The sequence below is a fragment of the Nocardioides flavescens genome (assembly GCF_009823805.1).
Taxonomy (GTDB): Bacteria; Actinomycetota; Actinomycetes; order Propionibacteriales; family Nocardioidaceae; genus Nocardioides; species Nocardioides flavescens.
In genome coordinates this window covers 121,355-137,872 of the sequence record NZ_WUEK01000001.1, presented here as the reverse complement: position 1 = coordinate 137,872, position 16,518 = coordinate 121,355, and the positions used below count along the sequence as shown (strand labels likewise).

17 protein-coding genes and 2 pseudogenes are annotated in these 16,518 nt (G+C 73.5%); 14 read left to right on the top strand and 5 right to left on the bottom strand.

All coding sequences use genetic code 11. The annotated features are described in order from the left end of the window. Nucleotides 1–167: 167 nt before the first annotated feature. Both ffh and GRQ65_RS00665 read left to right on the top strand, forming a co-directional pair. Nucleotides 168–1,742 carry a signal recognition particle protein gene (gene ffh, locus GRQ65_RS00670; RefSeq protein WP_160874148.1) on the top strand — a complete coding sequence of 525 codons (1,575 nt, stop codon included), beginning with the start codon at nt 168–170 and terminating at the stop codon, nt 1,740–1,742. A gap of 11 nt (nt 1,743–1,753) precedes the next feature. Beyond that, complete coding sequence (locus GRQ65_RS00665) at nt 1,754–2,125, top strand: hypothetical protein (RefSeq protein ID WP_160874146.1); 372 nt, start codon at nt 1,754–1,756, stop codon at nt 2,123–2,125. A gap of 16 nt (nt 2,126–2,141) precedes the next feature. Here GRQ65_RS00665 and GRQ65_RS00660 read toward each other — a convergent pair whose 3' ends face one another. Further along, a complete protein-coding gene (locus GRQ65_RS00660; RefSeq protein ID WP_337191401.1) occupies nt 2,142–3,317 on the bottom strand; it encodes an ROK family transcriptional regulator in 1,176 nt (391 codons plus the stop codon). Between the two features lie 194 nt (nt 3,318–3,511). Between GRQ65_RS00660 and GRQ65_RS00655 the strand changes: the two genes are divergently transcribed. The 12 genes and pseudogenes from GRQ65_RS00655 to GRQ65_RS00605 all read left to right on the top strand — a co-directional run bounded on the left by GRQ65_RS00655 (nt 3,512) and on the right by GRQ65_RS00605 (nt 12,291). After that, on the top strand, nt 3,512–4,585 hold the full coding sequence (locus GRQ65_RS00655) for an amidohydrolase family protein (RefSeq protein ID WP_160874142.1): 1,074 nt from the start codon (nt 3,512–3,514) through the stop codon (nt 4,583–4,585). A gap of 287 nt (nt 4,586–4,872) precedes the next feature. Then, nucleotides 4,873–5,340, top strand: a pseudogene (gene rpsP, locus GRQ65_RS22335) (30S ribosomal protein S16); the annotation flags it as partial. Between the two features lie 107 nt (nt 5,341–5,447). Next, a complete protein-coding gene (locus GRQ65_RS00645) occupies nt 5,448–5,690 on the top strand; it encodes an RNA-binding protein (RefSeq protein WP_160874138.1) in 243 nt (80 codons plus the stop codon). Next, complete coding sequence (gene rimM, locus GRQ65_RS00640) at nt 5,671–6,264, top strand: ribosome maturation factor RimM (RefSeq protein ID WP_160874136.1); 594 nt, start codon at nt 5,671–5,673, stop codon at nt 6,262–6,264. The genes GRQ65_RS00645 and rimM overlap by 20 nt, the downstream gene beginning before the upstream one ends. A gap of 15 nt (nt 6,265–6,279) precedes the next feature. Further along, nucleotides 6,280–6,951 (top strand): annotated as a pseudogene (gene trmD / locus GRQ65_RS22330) (tRNA (guanosine(37)-N1)-methyltransferase TrmD); the annotation flags it as partial. 162 nt (nt 6,952–7,113) lie between these two features. Continuing rightward, entirely contained in the window at nt 7,114–7,446 is a 333-nt protein-coding gene (locus tag GRQ65_RS22325; RefSeq protein WP_337191437.1) for a GNAT family N-acetyltransferase, read from the top strand. A 174-nt stretch (nt 7,447–7,620) separates the two neighbouring features. Next, entirely contained in the window at nt 7,621–7,971 is a 351-nt protein-coding gene (gene rplS / locus GRQ65_RS00630; RefSeq protein WP_160874132.1) for a 50S ribosomal protein L19, read from the top strand. Nucleotides 7,972–7,994: 23 nt separating this feature from the next. After that, nucleotides 7,995–8,756, top strand: coding sequence for a signal peptidase I (lepB, locus tag GRQ65_RS00625; RefSeq protein WP_337191399.1), 762 nt, complete (start codon nt 7,995–7,997; stop codon nt 8,754–8,756). 19 nt (nt 8,757–8,775) lie between these two features. Then, nucleotides 8,776–9,468 carry a ribonuclease HII gene (locus GRQ65_RS00620; RefSeq protein WP_160874130.1) on the top strand — a complete coding sequence of 231 codons (693 nt, stop codon included), beginning with the start codon at nt 8,776–8,778 and terminating at the stop codon, nt 9,466–9,468. Further along, nucleotides 9,465–9,776, top strand: coding sequence for a DUF2469 family protein (locus GRQ65_RS00615; protein ID WP_160874128.1), 312 nt, complete (start codon nt 9,465–9,467; stop codon nt 9,774–9,776). Before GRQ65_RS00620 ends, GRQ65_RS00615 begins: the two co-directional genes overlap by 4 nt. Nucleotides 9,777–9,931: 155 nt before the next feature. Continuing rightward, the gene (locus GRQ65_RS00610) at nt 9,932–10,444 is read left to right on the top strand and encodes a TadE/TadG family type IV pilus assembly protein (RefSeq protein ID WP_160874126.1); all 513 of its coding nucleotides are present in this window, start codon (nt 9,932–9,934) and stop codon (nt 10,442–10,444) included. Then, a complete protein-coding gene (locus GRQ65_RS00605; protein WP_160874124.1) occupies nt 10,441–12,291 on the top strand; it encodes a pilus assembly protein TadG-related protein in 1,851 nt (616 codons plus the stop codon). The genes GRQ65_RS00610 and GRQ65_RS00605 overlap by 4 nt, the downstream gene beginning before the upstream one ends. A gap of 15 nt (nt 12,292–12,306) precedes the next feature. Here the strand turns inward: GRQ65_RS00605 and GRQ65_RS00600 are convergent, their stop codons facing one another. The 4 genes from GRQ65_RS00600 to GRQ65_RS00585 all read right to left on the bottom strand — a co-directional run bounded on the left by GRQ65_RS00600 (nt 12,307) and on the right by GRQ65_RS00585 (nt 16,412). Further along, nucleotides 12,307–13,206, bottom strand: a complete 900-nt coding sequence (locus GRQ65_RS00600; RefSeq protein WP_160874878.1) for a tyrosine recombinase XerC — start codon at nt 13,204–13,206, stop codon at nt 12,307–12,309. A 79-nt stretch (nt 13,207–13,285) separates the two neighbouring features. Beyond that, nucleotides 13,286–14,458: a DNA-processing protein DprA gene (dprA, locus tag GRQ65_RS00595; protein ID WP_160874122.1), complete on the bottom strand. Its 1,173-nt coding sequence runs from the start codon at nt 14,456–14,458 to the stop codon at nt 13,286–13,288. Then, nucleotides 14,455–16,041: a YifB family Mg chelatase-like AAA ATPase gene (locus GRQ65_RS00590; RefSeq protein WP_160874120.1), complete on the bottom strand. Its 1,587-nt coding sequence runs from the start codon at nt 16,039–16,041 to the stop codon at nt 14,455–14,457. The genes dprA and GRQ65_RS00590 overlap by 4 nt, the downstream gene beginning before the upstream one ends. Then, the gene (locus GRQ65_RS00585) at nt 16,041–16,412 is read right to left on the bottom strand and encodes a YraN family protein (RefSeq protein WP_160874118.1); all 372 of its coding nucleotides are present in this window, start codon (nt 16,410–16,412) and stop codon (nt 16,041–16,043) included. The genes GRQ65_RS00590 and GRQ65_RS00585 overlap by 1 nt, the downstream gene beginning before the upstream one ends. Between the last annotated feature and the right edge of the window lie 106 nt (nt 16,413–16,518).

Below are 16,518 nucleotides of genomic sequence, written 5' to 3'. Positions count from 1 at the left end.
GGGGAAGACTGACCGCGAGGAACTCACGCCTCCCAGACGAAACTTCATGAGGGAAGCGTGAGTTTCACCGGGTACCCGGTGAAACTGGCCGGGGCTGCCACGCCGGTCCGCGGGGCTCACCGCGCGCCGTTAGGCTGGCGGGGTCCCCGAGTACCAGAGGAACCGTCTTGTTCGCCACGCTCTCCGACCGCCTCGCCGACACCTTCCGCAACCTGCGGGGCAAGGGTCGGCTCTCCGAGGCCGACATCGACGCCACCGCGCGCGAGATCCGCATCGCGCTGCTGGAGGCGGACGTCGCGCTGCCGGTTGTCAAGGAGTTCGTCGGCGCCGTCAAGGAGCGGGCGCGCGGCGAGGAGGTCTCGGGCGCGCTCAACCCGGCGCAGCAGATCATCAAGATCGTCGACGAGGAGCTCGTCGCGATCCTCGGCGGCGAGACCCGCCGGCTGCGCTACGCCAAGTCCGGTCCCACGGTCATCCTGCTCGCGGGTCTGCAGGGTGCGGGCAAGACCACGCTGGCCGCCAAGCTCGCGCTCTGGCTCAAGGAGCAGGGCAAGACGCCGATGCTGGTGGCCTGCGACCTGCAGCGGCCGAACGCCGTGCAGCAGCTTCAGGTCAACGGCGAGCGCGTCGGCGTGCCGGTCTTCGCGCCGGCCCCCGGCAACGGTGTCGGCAACCCGGTCGAGGTGGCGAAGGAGTCGATCGAGGAGGCCAAGCGCCGCCTGCACGACGTCGTCATCGTCGACACCGCCGGTCGACTCGGCGTCGACGCCGAGCTGATGCAGCAGGCCGCCGACATCCGCGACGCCGTGCAGCCCGACGAGGTGCTGTTCGTCGTCGACGCGATGATCGGCCAGGACGCCGTGCAGACCGCGCAGGCGTTCCTCGACGGGGTCGGCTTCGACGGCGTCGTGCTCACCAAGCTCGACGGCGACGCCCGAGGTGGCGCGGCGCTCTCGATCGCCTCGGTCACCGGCCGTCCGGTCATGTTCGCCTCCAACGGCGAGAAGATGACCGACTTCGACCTGTTCCACCCCGACCGGATGGCCTCGCGCATCCTCGACATGGGCGACGTGCTCACCCTGATCGAGCAGGCCGAGAAGACCTTCGACCAGGAGCAGGCGGCCAAGGCGGCCGGCAAGCTGTTCGGCGGTCAGGGCGAGTTCACCCTCGACGACTTCCTCGAGCAGATGCAGCAGGTCCGCAAGCTCGGCTCGATGAGCAAGATCATGGGGATGCTGCCCGGGATGGGGCAGTTCCGCGAGCAGCTCGAGAACTTCGACGAGCGCGAGATCGACCGCATCCAGGCGATCATCCAGTCGATGACCCCCGCCGAGCGGGCCAACCCGAAGATGATCGACGGCTCGCGCCGCCTGCGCATCGCCAAGGGCTCGGGGCGCACCGTCACCGACGTCAACGCCCTCGTCGACCGCTTCTTCGAGGCGCGCAAGATGATGCAGCAGATGGCCAAGGGCGGCGGCATGCCCGGCATGCCGGGGATGCCCGGCATGCCCGGGATGGGCAAGCGCGGGGCGAAGGCCAAGGCGCAGCCGAAGAAGGGCAAGGGACGCCGGGTCTCCGGCAACCCCGCCAAGGCCGCCCAGCAGGCCGCGGCCGACAAGGACAAGGCGGCGGCCTCGGCCGGCAGCAACCCGTTCGGGCTGCCGGCGGGCGAGGAGGTCGACTACGAGAAGGCGGCGGCCAACCTCAACCTGCCGAAGGACTTCTCGAAGTTCCTGAAGTAGGCAGCGCCGGGGTGGTGCGGGTCCTGGTCGTCGACGGCGCGAACGTCGTGGGCGCGCGTCCCGACGGGTGGTGGAAGGACCGGGCCGGGGCCGCGCGACGGCTGCACGAGGGCCTGCTGGTCGCGGACCTGCCTGCCGACGCCGTCGTGCTCGTGCTGGAGGGCGCCGCCAAGGGCGGCGTGCGCGCGGGGCGCGACGGCGACGTCACCACGGCCCACGCGAAGCGCAGCGGGGACGACGAGATCGTCGCGCAGGTCCGCGCCGCGTCCGAGCGCGGCGACGCGGTCACGGTCGTGACCGCCGACCAGATGCTGCGGGCCCGCGCCAGCGCCGCGGGCGCGACGATGTCGCTCGGGCCGAGCTGGCTGCTCGACCTGCTCTGAGCCGGAGGACGGGCGGTCAGCCGGAGGCGACCCGGTTGATCGCCAGCGCGACGGCACCGACGACCTGGGAGCGGTCCTCGAGCCGCCCGGCCACGACCCGCAGCGCCGCCGAGGTCTCCGGCTGGGCGTAGCGGCCGACCGCCCACCGCACCCCCTCGACCACCGACGGCACCCGTCCGACGGGGCCACCCATGACGATCAGCTCGGGGTTGAGGCTGTTGGCGAGATCAGCGACGGCCCGGCCGACCTGGCGCCCGGCGTCGGACAGCACACGCCGCACGCCGCGGTCGCCGCTCGCCTCGAGAGCCTGCACGTCCGCCCAGCCCAGCGTCTCGCCGTACGCCGGTCGCAACAGGTCCATCAGGCGGGGACCGGAGGCGAGCGTCTCGAGGCAGCCGCGGTGACCGCACCGGCACACGGGGCCGTCCTCGCCCACCTGCACGTGCCCGATCTCGCCGGCCGCCCCGGTGGTGCCGCGGTGCAGCCGGCCGCCCAGCACGATGCCGGCGCCGAGGCCGCTGGCGATCTTGATGTAGATGACGTCGTGAGCGCCGCGCGCGGCGCCCTGGGTCAGCTCGGCCAGGGCGCCGAGGTTGGCGTCGTTGTCGGCGAAGACCGGCACGCCGAGTCGTCGGCGCAGCTCCTCGCCGGGGTGCAGGCCGTGCCAGCCCGGCATGATCGGCGTCCGGATGCCGGCCGAGCGGCGGTCGATCGGGGCGGGCACGCACATGCCGACGGCGGTGAGCTCCTCGGGGGTGAACCCGGCCCGCTCCACCAGCTCGCGCACGATCGCGTCCACCCGGTCGAGCGCCTGCGCCCCGTCGGCGTCGACGTCGAGGTGCACCTCGTCCTCCGCGCGTACGACGCCCGCCCGGTCGGCGACGGCGACTCGCACGTGCTCGTGGCCGAAGTCGACGCCCGCGACCGCCCCGGCCGGAGCGCTCAGCGCCACCAGCACCGGCGGTCGGCCGGACCCGCCCTTGTGCGGTCGGCCGCGGTCGGCGGTCTCGACGACCTGGCCTCCACGGATGAGGTCGGCGACGAGGCTGGAGACGGTGGTGCGCGAGAGCCCCGTGCTGCGCACGACGTCTGCGCGGCTCATCGGCCCTTCGGAGGCGAGCGTCGCGAGCACCGTGCGCTGGTTGGCGGCGCGCAGCCGCTCGAGCGCCCCTGCTCCCGACCTCACCGCCACGGCGCACAGTCTAGGTCGATTCATCCCGACCGGGGAGGAAGGTGAACGTGAACACTCGACCTTTGCGCCAGGTCCGGGACGAACCCGACCGTCGTGAGGACCCGTCCGTCGACAGTCGAACATCCGGGACGTCAGAGGGGCCCGGATGTTCGACTGTCGACGACGCGGCCGGCTCCGGGCGTAGGGTCCGCCGGGTGAGTGCACTGCGGGTGAGCGGGCCGGTCCTGCCCGACGGCGAGAGCCGCGACCTCTACCTCGTCGACGGCCGGGTGACGCTCGAACCGCAGACCGGGGCCGAGACCGTCGCGACCGGCTGGATCGTGCCCGGGCTGGTCGACGCGCACTGCCACATCGGCCTCGACGAGCACGGAGAGGTCGACCGGGCGGTCACCGAGGCCCAGGCCGTCGCCGACCGCGACGCCGGCGCGCTGCTGCTGCGCGACTGCGGCAGCCCCACCGACACCCGCTGGGTGCAGGAGCGCGAGGACCTGCCGCGGCTGGTGCGGGCCGGGCGCCACGTCGCGCGCACCAAGCGCTACATCCGCAACTTCGCCCACGAGGTCGACCCCGACGACGTCGTCGCCCAGGTCGAGGAGGAGGCGCGGCGCGGCGACGGCTGGGTCAAGCTCGTCGGCGACTGGATCGACCGTGGCGACGGCGACCTGACGCCGTCGTTCCCGGCCGAGACGTTCGCGGCCGCGATCGAGGCCGCCCACGCGCTCGGCGCCCGGGTGACCGCCCACTGCTTCGGGCGGGAGGTCCTGCCGGGGCTGATCGAGGCCGGTATCGACTGCATCGAGCACGGCACCGGCCTGACCCCCGACCTCGTCGAGTCGATGGTCGCGCACGGCACCGCGCTCGTGCCGACCGTCATGCAGCTCGAGAACTTCCCGGGCTACGCCCGCCAGGCCGAGGACAAGTTCCCGGCGTACGCCGCCACCATGGACGACCTCTACCGGCGTCGTCGCGACACGATCATGGCGGCCTGGGAGGCGGGTGTGCCGCTCTACGCCGGCACCGACGCCGGCGGCGTGCTCGCGCACGGGCTGCTCGCCGACGAGGTGCGCGAGCTCGCGGCGTACGGCGTGCCCGTCGAGGACGCGCTCGGTGCCGCGTCGTGGCGGGCCCGGGAGTGGCTGGGGTGGAACGCCGCGCTCGACGAGGGCGCGCCCGCCGACCTCGTCGTCTACGACGCCGACCCGCGCCTCGACGTCACCGTGCTCGCGCGTCCCGCGCGCGTCGTGCTGCGCGGCCGGGTCGTGGCCTGAGTCGGCTCAGGAGCCGAGGTCGCGCACCAGGTGCTCCGGCGGCGGGTACGTCGCCACGGCGCAGGGGCGCACGACCAGGTCGACCAGGTCGACGTGGTCGCCGGTTGCGCCGTTCGGCCCGGATTTTCCCGGCCCCGCGGCGGTCTGGCAGGATTGCCCGCTGAGTCCTGCCCGCCACGGTCCCTCTCACCCGGGGCGGTGCACGGCCCATCGGAGGTCTCGGCCCGGTGCCCCACACGGGGTCCGATCCCTCCACCACCACCACACTTCGAGGAGACACCACAGACGTGGCCGTCAAGATCCGTTTGAAGCGCCTGGGCAAGGTCCGGACGCCGCAGTACCGCATCGTCGTCGTCGACTCGCGCAAGAAGCGCGACGGCAAGGTGATCGAGGAGATCGGCAAGTACCACCCGAAGGAGGACCCCTCCTACATCTCGGTGGTCTCCGACCGGGCGCAGTACTGGCTCGGCGTCGGCGCGCAGCCTTCCGAGGCCGTCGCCAAGATCCTCAAGATCACCGGTGACTGGCACAAGCACAAGGGCATGACCGAGGGCGCCGAGGGCACCCTCAAGACCGCTGCGCCGAAGCCCGACAAGCTCGAGCTGTTCAACGCCGCGCTCGCCGACGCCCACGGCAGCTCCGCCGCCGAGGCCACCACCAAGAAGTCCGCGGCCAAGAAGCCGGCCAAGGACGAGGCGAAGGCCGACGAGAAGGCCGAGGCCAAGACCGAGGAGAAGGACGGCGCCGCCGAGGCGCAGGCCCTGACCCCGGCCGACGAGACCCCCGAGGGCGCCACCGCGGCGGCCGAGGAGGCCGAGGCGGCCGAGAAGCCGGCCGAGTCCGCCGACTCGGACTCCTGAGCATGCTGGCCGACGCTCTCGAGCACCTGGTCCGCGGCGTCGTCGAGCACCCCGACGACGTCGTCGTCCGCGACAAGCAGCTGCGTCGCGGCTCGATCCTCGAGGTCCGGGTCCACCCCGACGACCTCGGCAAGGTGATCGGGCGCGGCGGTCGCACCGCCACGGCGTTCCGCACCGTCATCGGCGCCCTCGCCGGGCGTGACGGCGCGCGGATCGACTTCGTGGATGTCGACCGGCGCCGCTGAGCCCACGCGCGACCCCGGTGCCGGCTCGTCCGGCACCGAGGTCGTCGTCGGCCGCATCGGCAAGCCGCACGGTCTGCGCGGCGAGGTGACGATCGACGTACGCACCGACGAGCCCGAGCGGCGGTTCGCTCCCGGAGCAGTGCTCCGGGCCGAGCCGCCCTCGGGCTCTGCGTCGTCTCTGCAGACGCTCACGGTGGCCCGGGCCCGCTGGCACCAGTCGGTGCTGCTGCTGAGCTTCGAGGAGCTGCCCGACCGCACGGCGGCCGAAGGAGCGCGCGGCACGCTGCTGCACACGACGATCCCCGCGGGCGAGTCCCCCGAGGACCCCGAGGAGTTCTACGACCACCAGCTCGTCGGGCTGGCCGTCCACGACCTCGACGGCATCCGGATCGGCACCGTCGCCGGGCTGATGCACGGCGGCGCCCAGGACCTGCTGCGGGTCACGACGCCCGACCGTCGCGAGGCCCTGGTCCCGTTCGTCTCCGCGCTGGTGCCGGAGGTCGACCTCGACGCCGGCCGTGTCGTGGTCGCCGACCGCCCCGGGCTGGTCACGCCGTTCCCCGACGACGAGTGAGCGAGGGCTGATCGGGTGCGGCTCGACTACCTCACGATCTTCCCGGGCTACCTCGACGCGCTGCGCGAGTCGCTGCCGGGCAAGGCCGTCGACAAGGGCCTCATCGAGGTCCACGTGCACGACCTGCGTCGCTGGACCCACGACCGGCACCGCACCGTCGACGACAGCCCGTTCGGGGGTGGGGCCGGCATGGTCATGCGACCCGAGCCGTTCGGCGAGGCCTTCGACGAGCTCGAGGTCGACGCCTCGACCACCGTGGTCGTGCCCACGCCGTCGGGCACACCCCTCACCCAGGAGCTGGCCCGGTCGCTGGCGCAGCGCTCGCGGCTGGTGTTCTGCTGCGGGCGCTACGAGGGGATCGACCAGCGGGTCCTCGACCACGCCGCGACCCGCGCCGAGGTCGTCGAGGTCTCGCTCGGCGACTACGTGCTGAACGGCGGCGAGGTGGCGGCGCTCGCCGTGACCGAGGCCGTGGTGCGTCTCCTGCCCGGCTTCATGGGCAACGCCGCGTCGCTGGTCGAGGAGTCCCACGAGGACGGGCTGCTCGAGCACCCCGTCTACACCCGCCCGGCGAGCTGGCGCGGGCTCGACGTACCGCCGGTGCTGCTGTCGGGCGACCACGCGCGCATCGCGGCGTGGCGCCGTACCCAGGCCGAGGAGCGCACCGCCGCGCGCCGTCCCGACCTGCTGCGACCCGCCTCCCTCGGCGCGGCGGGGGAGTGGCACCCGGAGCGGGCCGTCCGCGGTGACGCCGGGGAGCTGCTGACGCTGCAGCTGGCCTGCTGGGTCTCCGAGGCGGTCGCCAACGACGACCTCACCATCCCGCCGCTGCACGAGACGCTGTCCGACGTGCAGGAGTCGATCGCCGCCTGGGAGACCAGCGTCGTGCGGGTCGACGGGCGGCTCGTCGGATCCGTGCGCGGACGGCTCGACCCGGAGGACCCCCGGGTCTGGGAGGTGGGACGGCTCATGGCCGCCCCCGACCTGCGCGGCCGCGGCCTCGGTCGGGCGCTGCTCGAGCACGTCCACGCGCTCGCGCCCGCCGGCGTGACGACGTACCGCCTGTTCACGGGCAAGGCCAGCACGCGCAACCTCGCGATCTACCGCAAGGCGGGCTACCGTCCCGTGCGCACCCTCGGCGGGCCATCCGGTCCCGTCGTCCTGGAGCGCCGTCGTCGCTGACCCCGGGCGTAGCGGACGATTTCTGGGGGGTGAGGCGCGTGTGGCAGACTCAACCCTCGGCCCTGACCGGCCCGGCTCTGCCACAGGGGAGCCCGGTTGCCGCAGGCGCACCGCACCACCTTCCGTGATCGTCCCCGATTCCGTGGCTGACCTGTGGCATCTGCGAGGAGCACCATGAGCAACCTGATCGCCGAGCTCGGCAACGCCTCGAAGCGCGACGACGTCCCCTCCTTCCGCGCTGGCGACACCATCAAGGTGCACGTCAAGGTCGTCGAGGGCAGCCGCTCCCGCGTCCAGGTCTTCCAGGGCGTGGTCATCCGTGTGCACGGCTCCGGCGTGGGCCGCACCTTCACCGTCCGCAAGGTCTCCTTCGGCGTCGGTGTCGAGCGCACCTTCCCGCTGAACTCCCCGATCTTCGAGCAGATCGAGGTCGTCACCCGCGGTGACGTGCGCCGCGCCAAGCTCTACTACCTGCGCAACCTGCGCGGCAAGGCCGCCAAGATCAAGGAGCGCCGCGAGGCCTGAGCCCCGGCTCCCTGATCTCTCGCGTGACGACCGACGACGCCACCGCGTCCACCGAGCCGAGGCGCCGCCCCGAGCGGCGGCACCTGCCCCTGTGGCAGGAGTCCCTCGTGCTGCTCGTGGTCGCGGTGGTGCTCGCCGTCGTCCTCAAGACCTTCTTCGTCCAGGCGTTCTACATCCCGTCGGAGTCGATGGAGCCCGGGCTGGTCAAGGACGACCGCATCCTCGTGCAGAAGGTCTCCCACTGGCGCGGCAGCCCGCAGCGCGGTGACGTCGTGGTCTTCGAGGACCCCGGTGGGTGGCTGCCGACCGACGAGGTCCCGGGACCGGGCAACCCCGTCACCGAGGTCCTCACCCGGGTCGGGCTGATGCCCAGCGGCGGACACCTGGTGAAGCGCGTCATCGGTGTCGCCGGCGACACGATCGTCTGCTGCGACGACAACGGCGACCTGCAGGTCAACGGTGTCGCGATCGACGAGTCGGGCTACGTCCGCGACGACCCGGACTCGCCCTGCAACGGTCCGATGCCGGCCAGCAAGTGCAACTGGACCGCCGGGCCCGTGCCCGTGGGCCACGTCTTCGTGATGGGCGACAACCGCGCCAACTCCGCGGACTCCTCGCAGAAGCTGTGCCTGCCCGACGTGACCGACTGCGTCCCCGGTCGCGAGTTCGTGCCCGACGACCTCGTCGTCGGCAAGGTCTTCGCGCTCGTGTGGCCGCTGAGCCGCTTCGGCGGCGTCACCGGCGCCGGCAGCACCTTCGACGAGGTGCCCGCCGGCACCTCGTGAGCAGCGGAGCGCATCCGTCGTGAGCACCCTGCCCCGAGGATCGACCGTCCGGCGTGACGCCGGCATCTACGGCTACGAGCGCGCGCTGCGCCGTCAGGGGATCGACCCGATCGCCGGCGCCGACGAGGCGGGACGCGGCGCGTGCGCCGGCCCGCTGGTCGCCGGCGCGTGCATCCTGCCCGCGGGCCGGGCCGGGATCGTGCCGGGGCTGGCGGACTCCAAGCTGCTGACCGAGAAGGCCCGCGAGCGGGTCTACGCCCAGGTCGTCCGCCGCGCACTCGCCTGGTCGGTGGTCGTGGTGTCCCACGAGGAGTGCGACCGCCTCGGCATGCACGTCGCCAACCTCGAGGCGCTGCGGCGGGCCGTCGCCGCGCTCGAGGTCGCGCCGGCGTACGTCCTGACCGACGGCTTCCCGGTCGACGGGCTCGGCGCGCCCGGGCTGGCGGTGTGGAAGGGCGACCGGGTGGCGGCCTGCATCGCGGCCGCCTCGGTGCTCGCCAAGGTCACCCGCGACCGGATCATGACCGAGCTCGACGCCAGCTGGCCGGCGTACGACTTCAAGACGCACAAGGGCTACATCACCGAGGTGCACACCGCGGCGCTGACCGCCCACGGGCCCTCGCCGGTGCACCGGATGCGCTTCGTCAACGTCCGGCGCGCCGCCGGGCTCGAGGAGCCGGGTCACGAGGTCGGCACTAAGGTCGTACCGTGAGCGCGGAGGACCTCGAGAAGTACGAGACCGAGATGGAGCTGACGCTCTACCGCGAGTACCGCGACGTCGTCGGCATCTTCAAGTACGTCGTCGAGACCGACCGGCGCTTCTACCTCTGCAACCAGGTCGACGTGAAGGCGCGCAGCGAGGCCGGCGAGGTGTTCTTCGAGGTGTCGATGAGCGACGCGTGGGTCTGGGACATGTACCGGCCCGCCCGCTTCGCCAAGACCGTGAAGGTGCTGACGTTCAAGGACGTCAACGTCGAGGAGCTGAACCAGTCGGACATCGACGTCCCGAAGTCCTCCTGACCCTGTCAGGTTCCCGTCAGGGCGGTCCTGTCTGGACCGCAGTCTCCTCTCGTGCCGTGAGCACCACCTGCGAGACCCGGCCTCCTTAGGATCGGCTCGTCGCCGGTGGGAGGGCGACTGGACCACGTCGGGGGCCGCACAGGAAGTGCTGCCGGATGGACAGCTGGGGCGCGCTGGCATGCCGCCGTCGGCGCGGCGAGGACGGCGCCGCGGCCGTGGAGTTCGCGCTGCTGGTCCCCGTGATCTGCCTGGTCGTGTTCGCGACGATCTCCTACGCCTACATGTTCAGCTTCCGCCAGGCGCTCTCGCAGGCCGCGGCGGAGGGAGCCCGGGCCTCCGTGGGCGCGACCGTCAGCGGGAGCTGTGCCGCCACCGCCGCGTCGTACCCTGCCGCGACGTGCCCAGCCCAGGCCGCGGCTGCTGCCGCTGTCGCCCGGTCCCTCGACGGCTACGGCATGACCTGCAACGGCACGGCCCACCTCACGTGCGCGATCACGCCGCCGACCGCCTGCGCGGGAGCGGCCTCCGGCTCGCCGAGCGGCGGCCAGTGCGTGACGGTCACGGTGAGCTACCCCTACCGCGACCACGACCTGCTGCCGAGCGTGCCCGGCATCGGCTTCACGCTGCCCGAGACGCTCCGCTTCTCCTCGACGGTGGTGGTGCGGTGAGCCACCGAGATGTGCGTCGAGGGGACGAGCGCGGGGCCGCAGCCCTGCTGCTGTCCCTCGTGCTCTGCTTCGTGCTGCTGCCGCTGAGTGCGCTCGCGGTCGACATCGGGATGCAGCGCGTGGCTCGTCGCGACGTGCAGGCGATCGCGGACACGACGGCGCTGGACATGGCCCGCACCCTCGGAGCCGGCACCGTGCCCACCGACGCCATGGCCGCCACGAGCGCGGCCCGCAGCACCGGCTCGATCGGCCGCACACCGAGCGTCTCGGTCCACGTCGGCTACGTCGCCCCGACCGCGCCGTTCCTCTCCGACCAGTCGCTGGGGTGCGGCGGGGAGTCGACCGCCTACAACGCCTACTTCGCGCGCGCCGTCACGGCCGCCCAGCGCAACGCGGTGCTCGTCGTCGTCAGCACCAGCGTGGACTTCTCGCTCCGGCCGGGCGAGGGCGCCGCGTGCCGCTCGGCCATCGCCGGTGTGCCGGGGTCCGGGTCGGCAGCGGGACAGGCGGCCACGGCCTGCTACACGGTGGGCTCCTTCGCCGCAGCTGTCGACACCCGCAACTCCGCGCTCATCGACCCCCTGATGCGGATGCTCGCGCAGCAGACCGGAGTGTTCAGCAACTCGGCGGCGGTGTCCGCCCTGGGCTTCCAGGGGCTCGCGACGTCGCAGGTCGACCTGGCCCGGCTCGCCGCCGGACTCCGGCTCGGCTCCGTGCAGGAGCTGGCGACCGCGACCGTGGGGCTGCACGACCTCTACGTCGCCACGCTGGCCGCCCTCGTGCAGCCCGCCAACGCCTCGTCGGTGAGCGCGCTCGGCACCCTCGTGCAGACCACGACCGCCACCCGCGCGACCGTCGCGCTGGGCCGGATCCTCGGCATCGCGAGCGGGAGCGGCGCCGGGGCCACGTCGAGCATCGACCTTCTCGACCTCGTCGGCGGCTCGCTGGCGGTGGTCAACGGCACCAACCTGGCCAGCCTGAACGTCGGCGCGTCCCTCCCGGGCATCGCCAACGCCAACTTCCAGGTCAAGCTGATCCAGGGCGCGCACCAGTTCTGCGGCGCGGTCGGCGACGCGTCGACGACCGCAACCAGCACCGACCTCACCGAGCAGCTGCGGGTCAGCGCCACCGCCCAGCTCGCCCCGGTCAACGCCACCATCGCCGTGCCGGCCCTGCCCGGACTGATGGGGGCCACGAGCGGCGTCGTCGCCCTGCCCAACAACGTGACCACGACCGTCTCGGTCGCCCCCACCACGACGACGCTCACGGCGATCCGCTGCGCCGGGTCGCCCAAGGGCATCACCCTCGACGTGAGCAACGGCCTCGCCACCGTCACCCTCGACACCTACCTGTCGAACCTCGTGGTCAACGCCGACCTGCTCAACCTGAACCTGCTCGGGGTGCCCGTCGCCCGGCTCAACGCCAAGATCTCGATCAACACCGCGGTCCGGGTCACGGCGACCCTGAGCCCGTCGGGCGTGCAGTCGTTGCGGATCGACGTCCCGAGCCAGAGCTTCGACCACGCCTACCCGGCCGGGAGCGGCGGGGTCGGGCTGGGCCCGGTCACGACGACCTCCCCGTCGATGCAGGTGCAGTCCAACGCCACCCTGCTCGGCGTCATCAGCACCGGCGCGCAGGTGAACCTCTCGGCGACCCAGCGGGGCCAGATCCTCGACCAGGTCGTGCGCGCGACCCTCGCGCCGATGTTCGACTCCACCAACCCGACCAGTTTCGTGCGGACCGTCGTCGATCCCGTGCTCGGGCTCCTCGGCACCCAGATCGGGGGCTCGCTGGTCACGCTCAAGGGCACACCGCCTCCCACCTGCGAGCCGCGGCTGCTCGGCTGAGCCGTCGGCCCGGCCTCAGGCCCGGGGGTGCGCCTGTCGGTAGGCCGCGCGCAGCCGGTCGGTGGTGACGTGCGTGTAGAGCTGGGTCGTCGCCAGCGAGGCGTGGCCCAGCAGCTCCTGCACCGAGCGCAGGTCGGCGCCGCCCTCCAGCAGGTGGGTCGCCGCCGTGTGCCGCAGGCCGTGCGGGCCGATGTCGGGCGCTCCGGGGACGTCGGCGATGCGTCGGTGCACCAGCGCGCGGACGGCCCGCTGGTCGATGCGTCGCCCCCGCGCACCCAGGAACAGGGCCGGTCCCGCGCCCTCGGCCCGCAGGGCCGGGCGGCCGACCGCGAGCCAGCGGTCCAGCGCGCGGGCGGCCGGCCGGCCGAACGGGACGGTCCGCTCCTTGCGACCCTTGCCGAGCACCCGGACGACGTCGCGGTCGCGGTCCACGTCGTCGAGGTCCAGGCCCACGAGCTCCCCGACGCGGATCCCCGTCGCGTAGAGCAGCTCGAGCATCGCGACGTCACGCACTCCCACCGGGCTGCCGTCGTCGGCCAGCTCGGCGGCCGCGCGGATCAGCTCCTCGGCCTCGTCGGCTCGCAGGACCGACGGCAGCGGGCGTCGTGCCTTGGGTGAGCCGAGCGTGGCACCAGCGTCGTGCGCCGCACGCCCCGTGCGGTGGAGCCAGGCCGTGAACACCCTCGCCGCCGTGGCCCGGCGGGCGAGGGTCGTCCTCGACAGTCCGAGGCTCTGCTGCTTGGCCAACCAGCTCCGCAGGCTGCGCAGGTCGAGCTCGTCGACGCCGTCGAGGCCCAGCCGGCTCGCGTGCTCGAGCAGGCCCGCGACGTCACCGACGTAGGCCCGCACGGTGTGGCCGGTGAGGTCGCGCTCGGCGGCGAGGTGGCGCTCGTAGTCGCCGAGCACCCGGGCCATGGGCTCGGGCAGTCCGGCCTCGACCGGCTCGGCCGGCGTCTGCGCGCTCACACGACCAGAGTAGGAACGCCACCGGTGCTCAGCTCTCTGCCGCGCCGTCGGCGAGCCGCCAGCCGACCGGGAGCTGCTCGACCAGGCCGCGCCGGGCCAGGGTGGCCAGCACCCCGGTCACCTCGAGGACCCCGAGGCCCGCCGTACGAGCGATCGAGTCCGACGGGGCCGGACTCGCCACCGGCACGGCCTCGACCACCCGCGCCTCCTTGGGGTTGAGCCGGTCCCGCACGCGTTCGGGGCCGCGCCGCTCCTCGACCAGGTGCTCGCCCGCGACCCCGACGAGCTCGAGCACCTCCGCCGCGCGCGTCACGAGCGTGGCCGCGCCGGTGCGGATCAGCTCGTGCACGCCCTCCGACGTCGCGCTCGTGACCGGGCCGGGCACGCCCATCACCGGTCGCAGCAGACGGTTGGTCCAGTTCGCCGAGTTGAGGGCACCGCTGCGGGCCGCCGCCTCCACGACCACCGTGCCGCGTGAGAGCCCCGCGATCAGGCGGTTGCGGGCCAGGAACCGCACCCGCGTCGGGGCACAGCCCGGGGCCGCCTCGGAGACGATCGCGCCGTGGCGGCCGAGGTGGTCCAGCAGCCGCTCGTGCTTGGCCGGGTAGGCGCGGTCGACCCCGCACGCCAGCACCGCCACCGTCGGACCGTCGCCCGCCAGGGCGCCCCGGTGGGCCGCCTCGTCGATCCCGATCGCCGCCCCGGAGACCACCACGCAGCCGGCGTGCGCCAGCCGCGCCGCGAGGTCCGTCGCGACATCGGTGCCGTAGGTCGTCGCCGACCGCGAGCCGACGAAGGCCACCGGGTCGCTGAGGTCGCGCAGCCTCACGGGACCGCGGACCCAGACGCCCAGCGGGGCGCGACCCAGGCGCTGGAGGGGCTCGGCCGCCTCGAGGTCGTCCAGCGAGGTGGGCCACTCCGGGTCACCCGGGACGACCCACCGGAAGCCGCGCCGCTCGGCCCGCTCCAGGTCGCGCTCGGGATCGTGGCTCTCGAGGCGTCCGGCGACGTCGTCGAGCATCCCGGCGACGTCGCGGTCGGCGAGCAGCGCGTCGAGCAACCGGGGAGCGCCGAGCTCGGCCACCAGGGCCGCGACCCGCAGGTCGCCGGGCTCGCAGAGCCGGTTGAGCGCGAGCCGGGCGAGCCGGTCGACCTGGTGCAGGGCGGCCTCGACCTCCGGTCCGCCCGCACTGCCGCTCATCCGGCTCTCCGGACCGTCGCTGCGAGCAGCGGTGTGCCCGATCTGAGTCGCAGCGCGACGTCGGCCTCCTCGACACCTGGCCGGTCGACGCCGGCGAGGTCGGCGACCGTCCAGGCGAGTCGGTGCACCCGGGTCACGCCTCGGCGGGTCAGTCGACCGTTCCAGAGGTGCTCGTCCACCAGCTTGACCGCCTCGGGCGTGAGCGGCCACCGCTGGGACAGCGACGGGCCGGGCACGTGAGCGTTGAGCCGCCAGCCCTCGCCGGCGTACCTCGCCGCCTGGCGGACCCGGGCGCGCTCGACCCGCCCGCGCACCTCGGACGTCGACTCCCGCGCGCTCAGCGGGTCGCGACCGGCGAATGGCGTCGGCGCGGCGAGGTGGCGGGTGATGTCGATGCGATCGGTGATCGGGCCAGTGACCTTGCGGCGGTAGTCGCGCCGTTCGACCTCACGACAGGTGCAGCGGCTCATCCGGGCCTCCGGGTGGAAGTCGCCGCAGGGGCACGGGTTGGCCGCGAGCACGACCAGGCCCCGGGCGGGCAGCGTCACCGACTCGTCGCGGCGGGCCACGCTGATGTCACCGCTCTCCAGCGGCTGACGCAGCGCGTTGATGACGTCGGCGCGGAACAGCGGGAACTCGTCGAGGAAGAGGACGCCGCAGTGGGCCCGGCTGATCTCGCCCGGCTTGACGGCACCCGAGCCGCCCCCGACCAGGCTGGCGGTGCTGGCGTCGTGGTGGGGAGCCGTGAACGGCGGTCTGGTCAGCATCCGGTCACCCGGCTCCAGAGCCCCCGCGAGCGAGTGCACCGCCGTGAGCTCGAGCGACTCCTCGGGCGTCAGATCGGGCATCAGTCCGGGGATGCGCTCGGCGATGCTGGTCTTGCCCGAGCCCTTGGGTCCGGAGAGCAGCAGGTGGTGACCGCCCGCGGCCGCGACCTCCACGGCGTACCTCGCATCCTCCATGCCGGCGAGGTCCGACAGGTCGACCTCGTCCATCCGGTCGGCCCCTCGCCACGACAGCAGGCGGCTGCCCGACATCTCGGCGACGGGCGGCGCCTCGGGCACGGGCTCGTCGCGGAGCTCGGCGACCACCTGCGCGAGCGAGCGCATGCCGAGCACGTCGACACCCGGCACCATCGAGGCCTCGGCGGCCTGCGGCTCGGGCACGACCACGTGGCGGATGCCGCGCTGCGAGGCGGCCAGCACCATCGGCAGCACCCCGGGCACCGACCGGAGCCCGCCGGCCAGGGTCAGCTCACCGATGAAGACCACACCGTCGAGTGCGGTCGGGGGCACGACACCGACCGCCCCGAGGACGGCCACGGCGATCGCCAGGTCGTAGTGCGTGCCGCGCTTGGGCAGGTCGGCCGGGCTCAGCAGGATCGTGGTGCGCCGCGTCGTCGGCCAGTCGAGGCGACTGTTGACGATGGCCATCCGGCACCGGTCGCGGGCCTCGTTGAGGGCGGTGTCGGGCCGGCCGACGAGGACGGTGGCGACCTGACCGGGTGAGACGTCGGCCTGGACGTCGATGAGGTGGCCGGTCGCGCCGCTGAGCGAGACGGTGCGGCTCGTCGCGAACGGCATCAGCCCAGCCCCTCGACGTGCTCGACCTCGGCCGGCCCGCGCCGGGGCCGCAGCACCGCGACGAGGTCCACGCGCACCTCCTCGGTCCGGTGGTCGTGGTGCTCGGCCCAGCGCCACACCAACCGGTGCAGCCGCTCGAGCCGGGCATCGTCGATGGCCTGGTGGGGCGAGCCGCACCAGGTGCCACGTCGGGTCTTCACCTCGCAGGCCACGAGCACGGGGCCGTCGGTGAGCACCAGGTCGAGCTCGCCCTCGGCGCACCGCCAGTTGCGGTCGAGCAGGGTCATGCCGCGCTCGAGGGTGAGCATCCGGGCGGCGACGTCCTCGCCGTAGGCACCCAGCGCCTGCCGGCTGGCCGCAGTTGTCGTCATGTCTGACCTCCTGGGCACGAGCCTCGTCCGCCGGCGGCCGCTCCGCTCGGGGCGGCGGTGCCTCTGTGGAGAAGTCGTCCGAGGCTGCCGCCTGTGGACGGGAAGT

What these genes read in the sequence shown, in the direction of transcription:
- GRQ65_RS00645 (WP_160874138.1), top strand. Translation starts at nt 5,448, where the DNA reads ATGCTGGCCGACGCTCTCGAGCACCTGGTCCGCGGCGTCGTCGAGCAC.
- rimM (WP_160874136.1), top strand. Translation starts at nt 5,671, where the DNA reads ATGTCGACCGGCGCCGCTGAGCCCACGCGCGACCCCGGTGCCGGCTCG.
- rplS (WP_160874132.1), top strand. Translation starts at nt 7,621, where the DNA reads ATGAGCAACCTGATCGCCGAGCTCGGCAACGCCTCGAAGCGCGACGAC.
- GRQ65_RS00610 (WP_160874126.1), top strand. Translation starts at nt 9,932, where the DNA reads ATGGACAGCTGGGGCGCGCTGGCATGCCGCCGTCGGCGCGGCGAGGAC.
- GRQ65_RS00600 (WP_160874878.1), bottom strand. Translation starts at nt 13,206, where the DNA reads ATGGCCCGGGTGCTCGGCGACTACGAGCGCCACCTCGCCGCCGAGCGC.
- dprA (WP_160874122.1), bottom strand. Translation starts at nt 14,458, where the DNA reads ATGAGCGGCAGTGCGGGCGGACCGGAGGTCGAGGCCGCCCTGCACCAG.
- GRQ65_RS00590 (WP_160874120.1), bottom strand. Translation starts at nt 16,041, where the DNA reads ATGCCGTTCGCGACGAGCCGCACCGTCTCGCTCAGCGGCGCGACCGGC.
- GRQ65_RS00585 (WP_160874118.1), bottom strand. Translation starts at nt 16,412, where the DNA reads ATGACGACAACTGCGGCCAGCCGGCAGGCGCTGGGTGCCTACGGCGAG.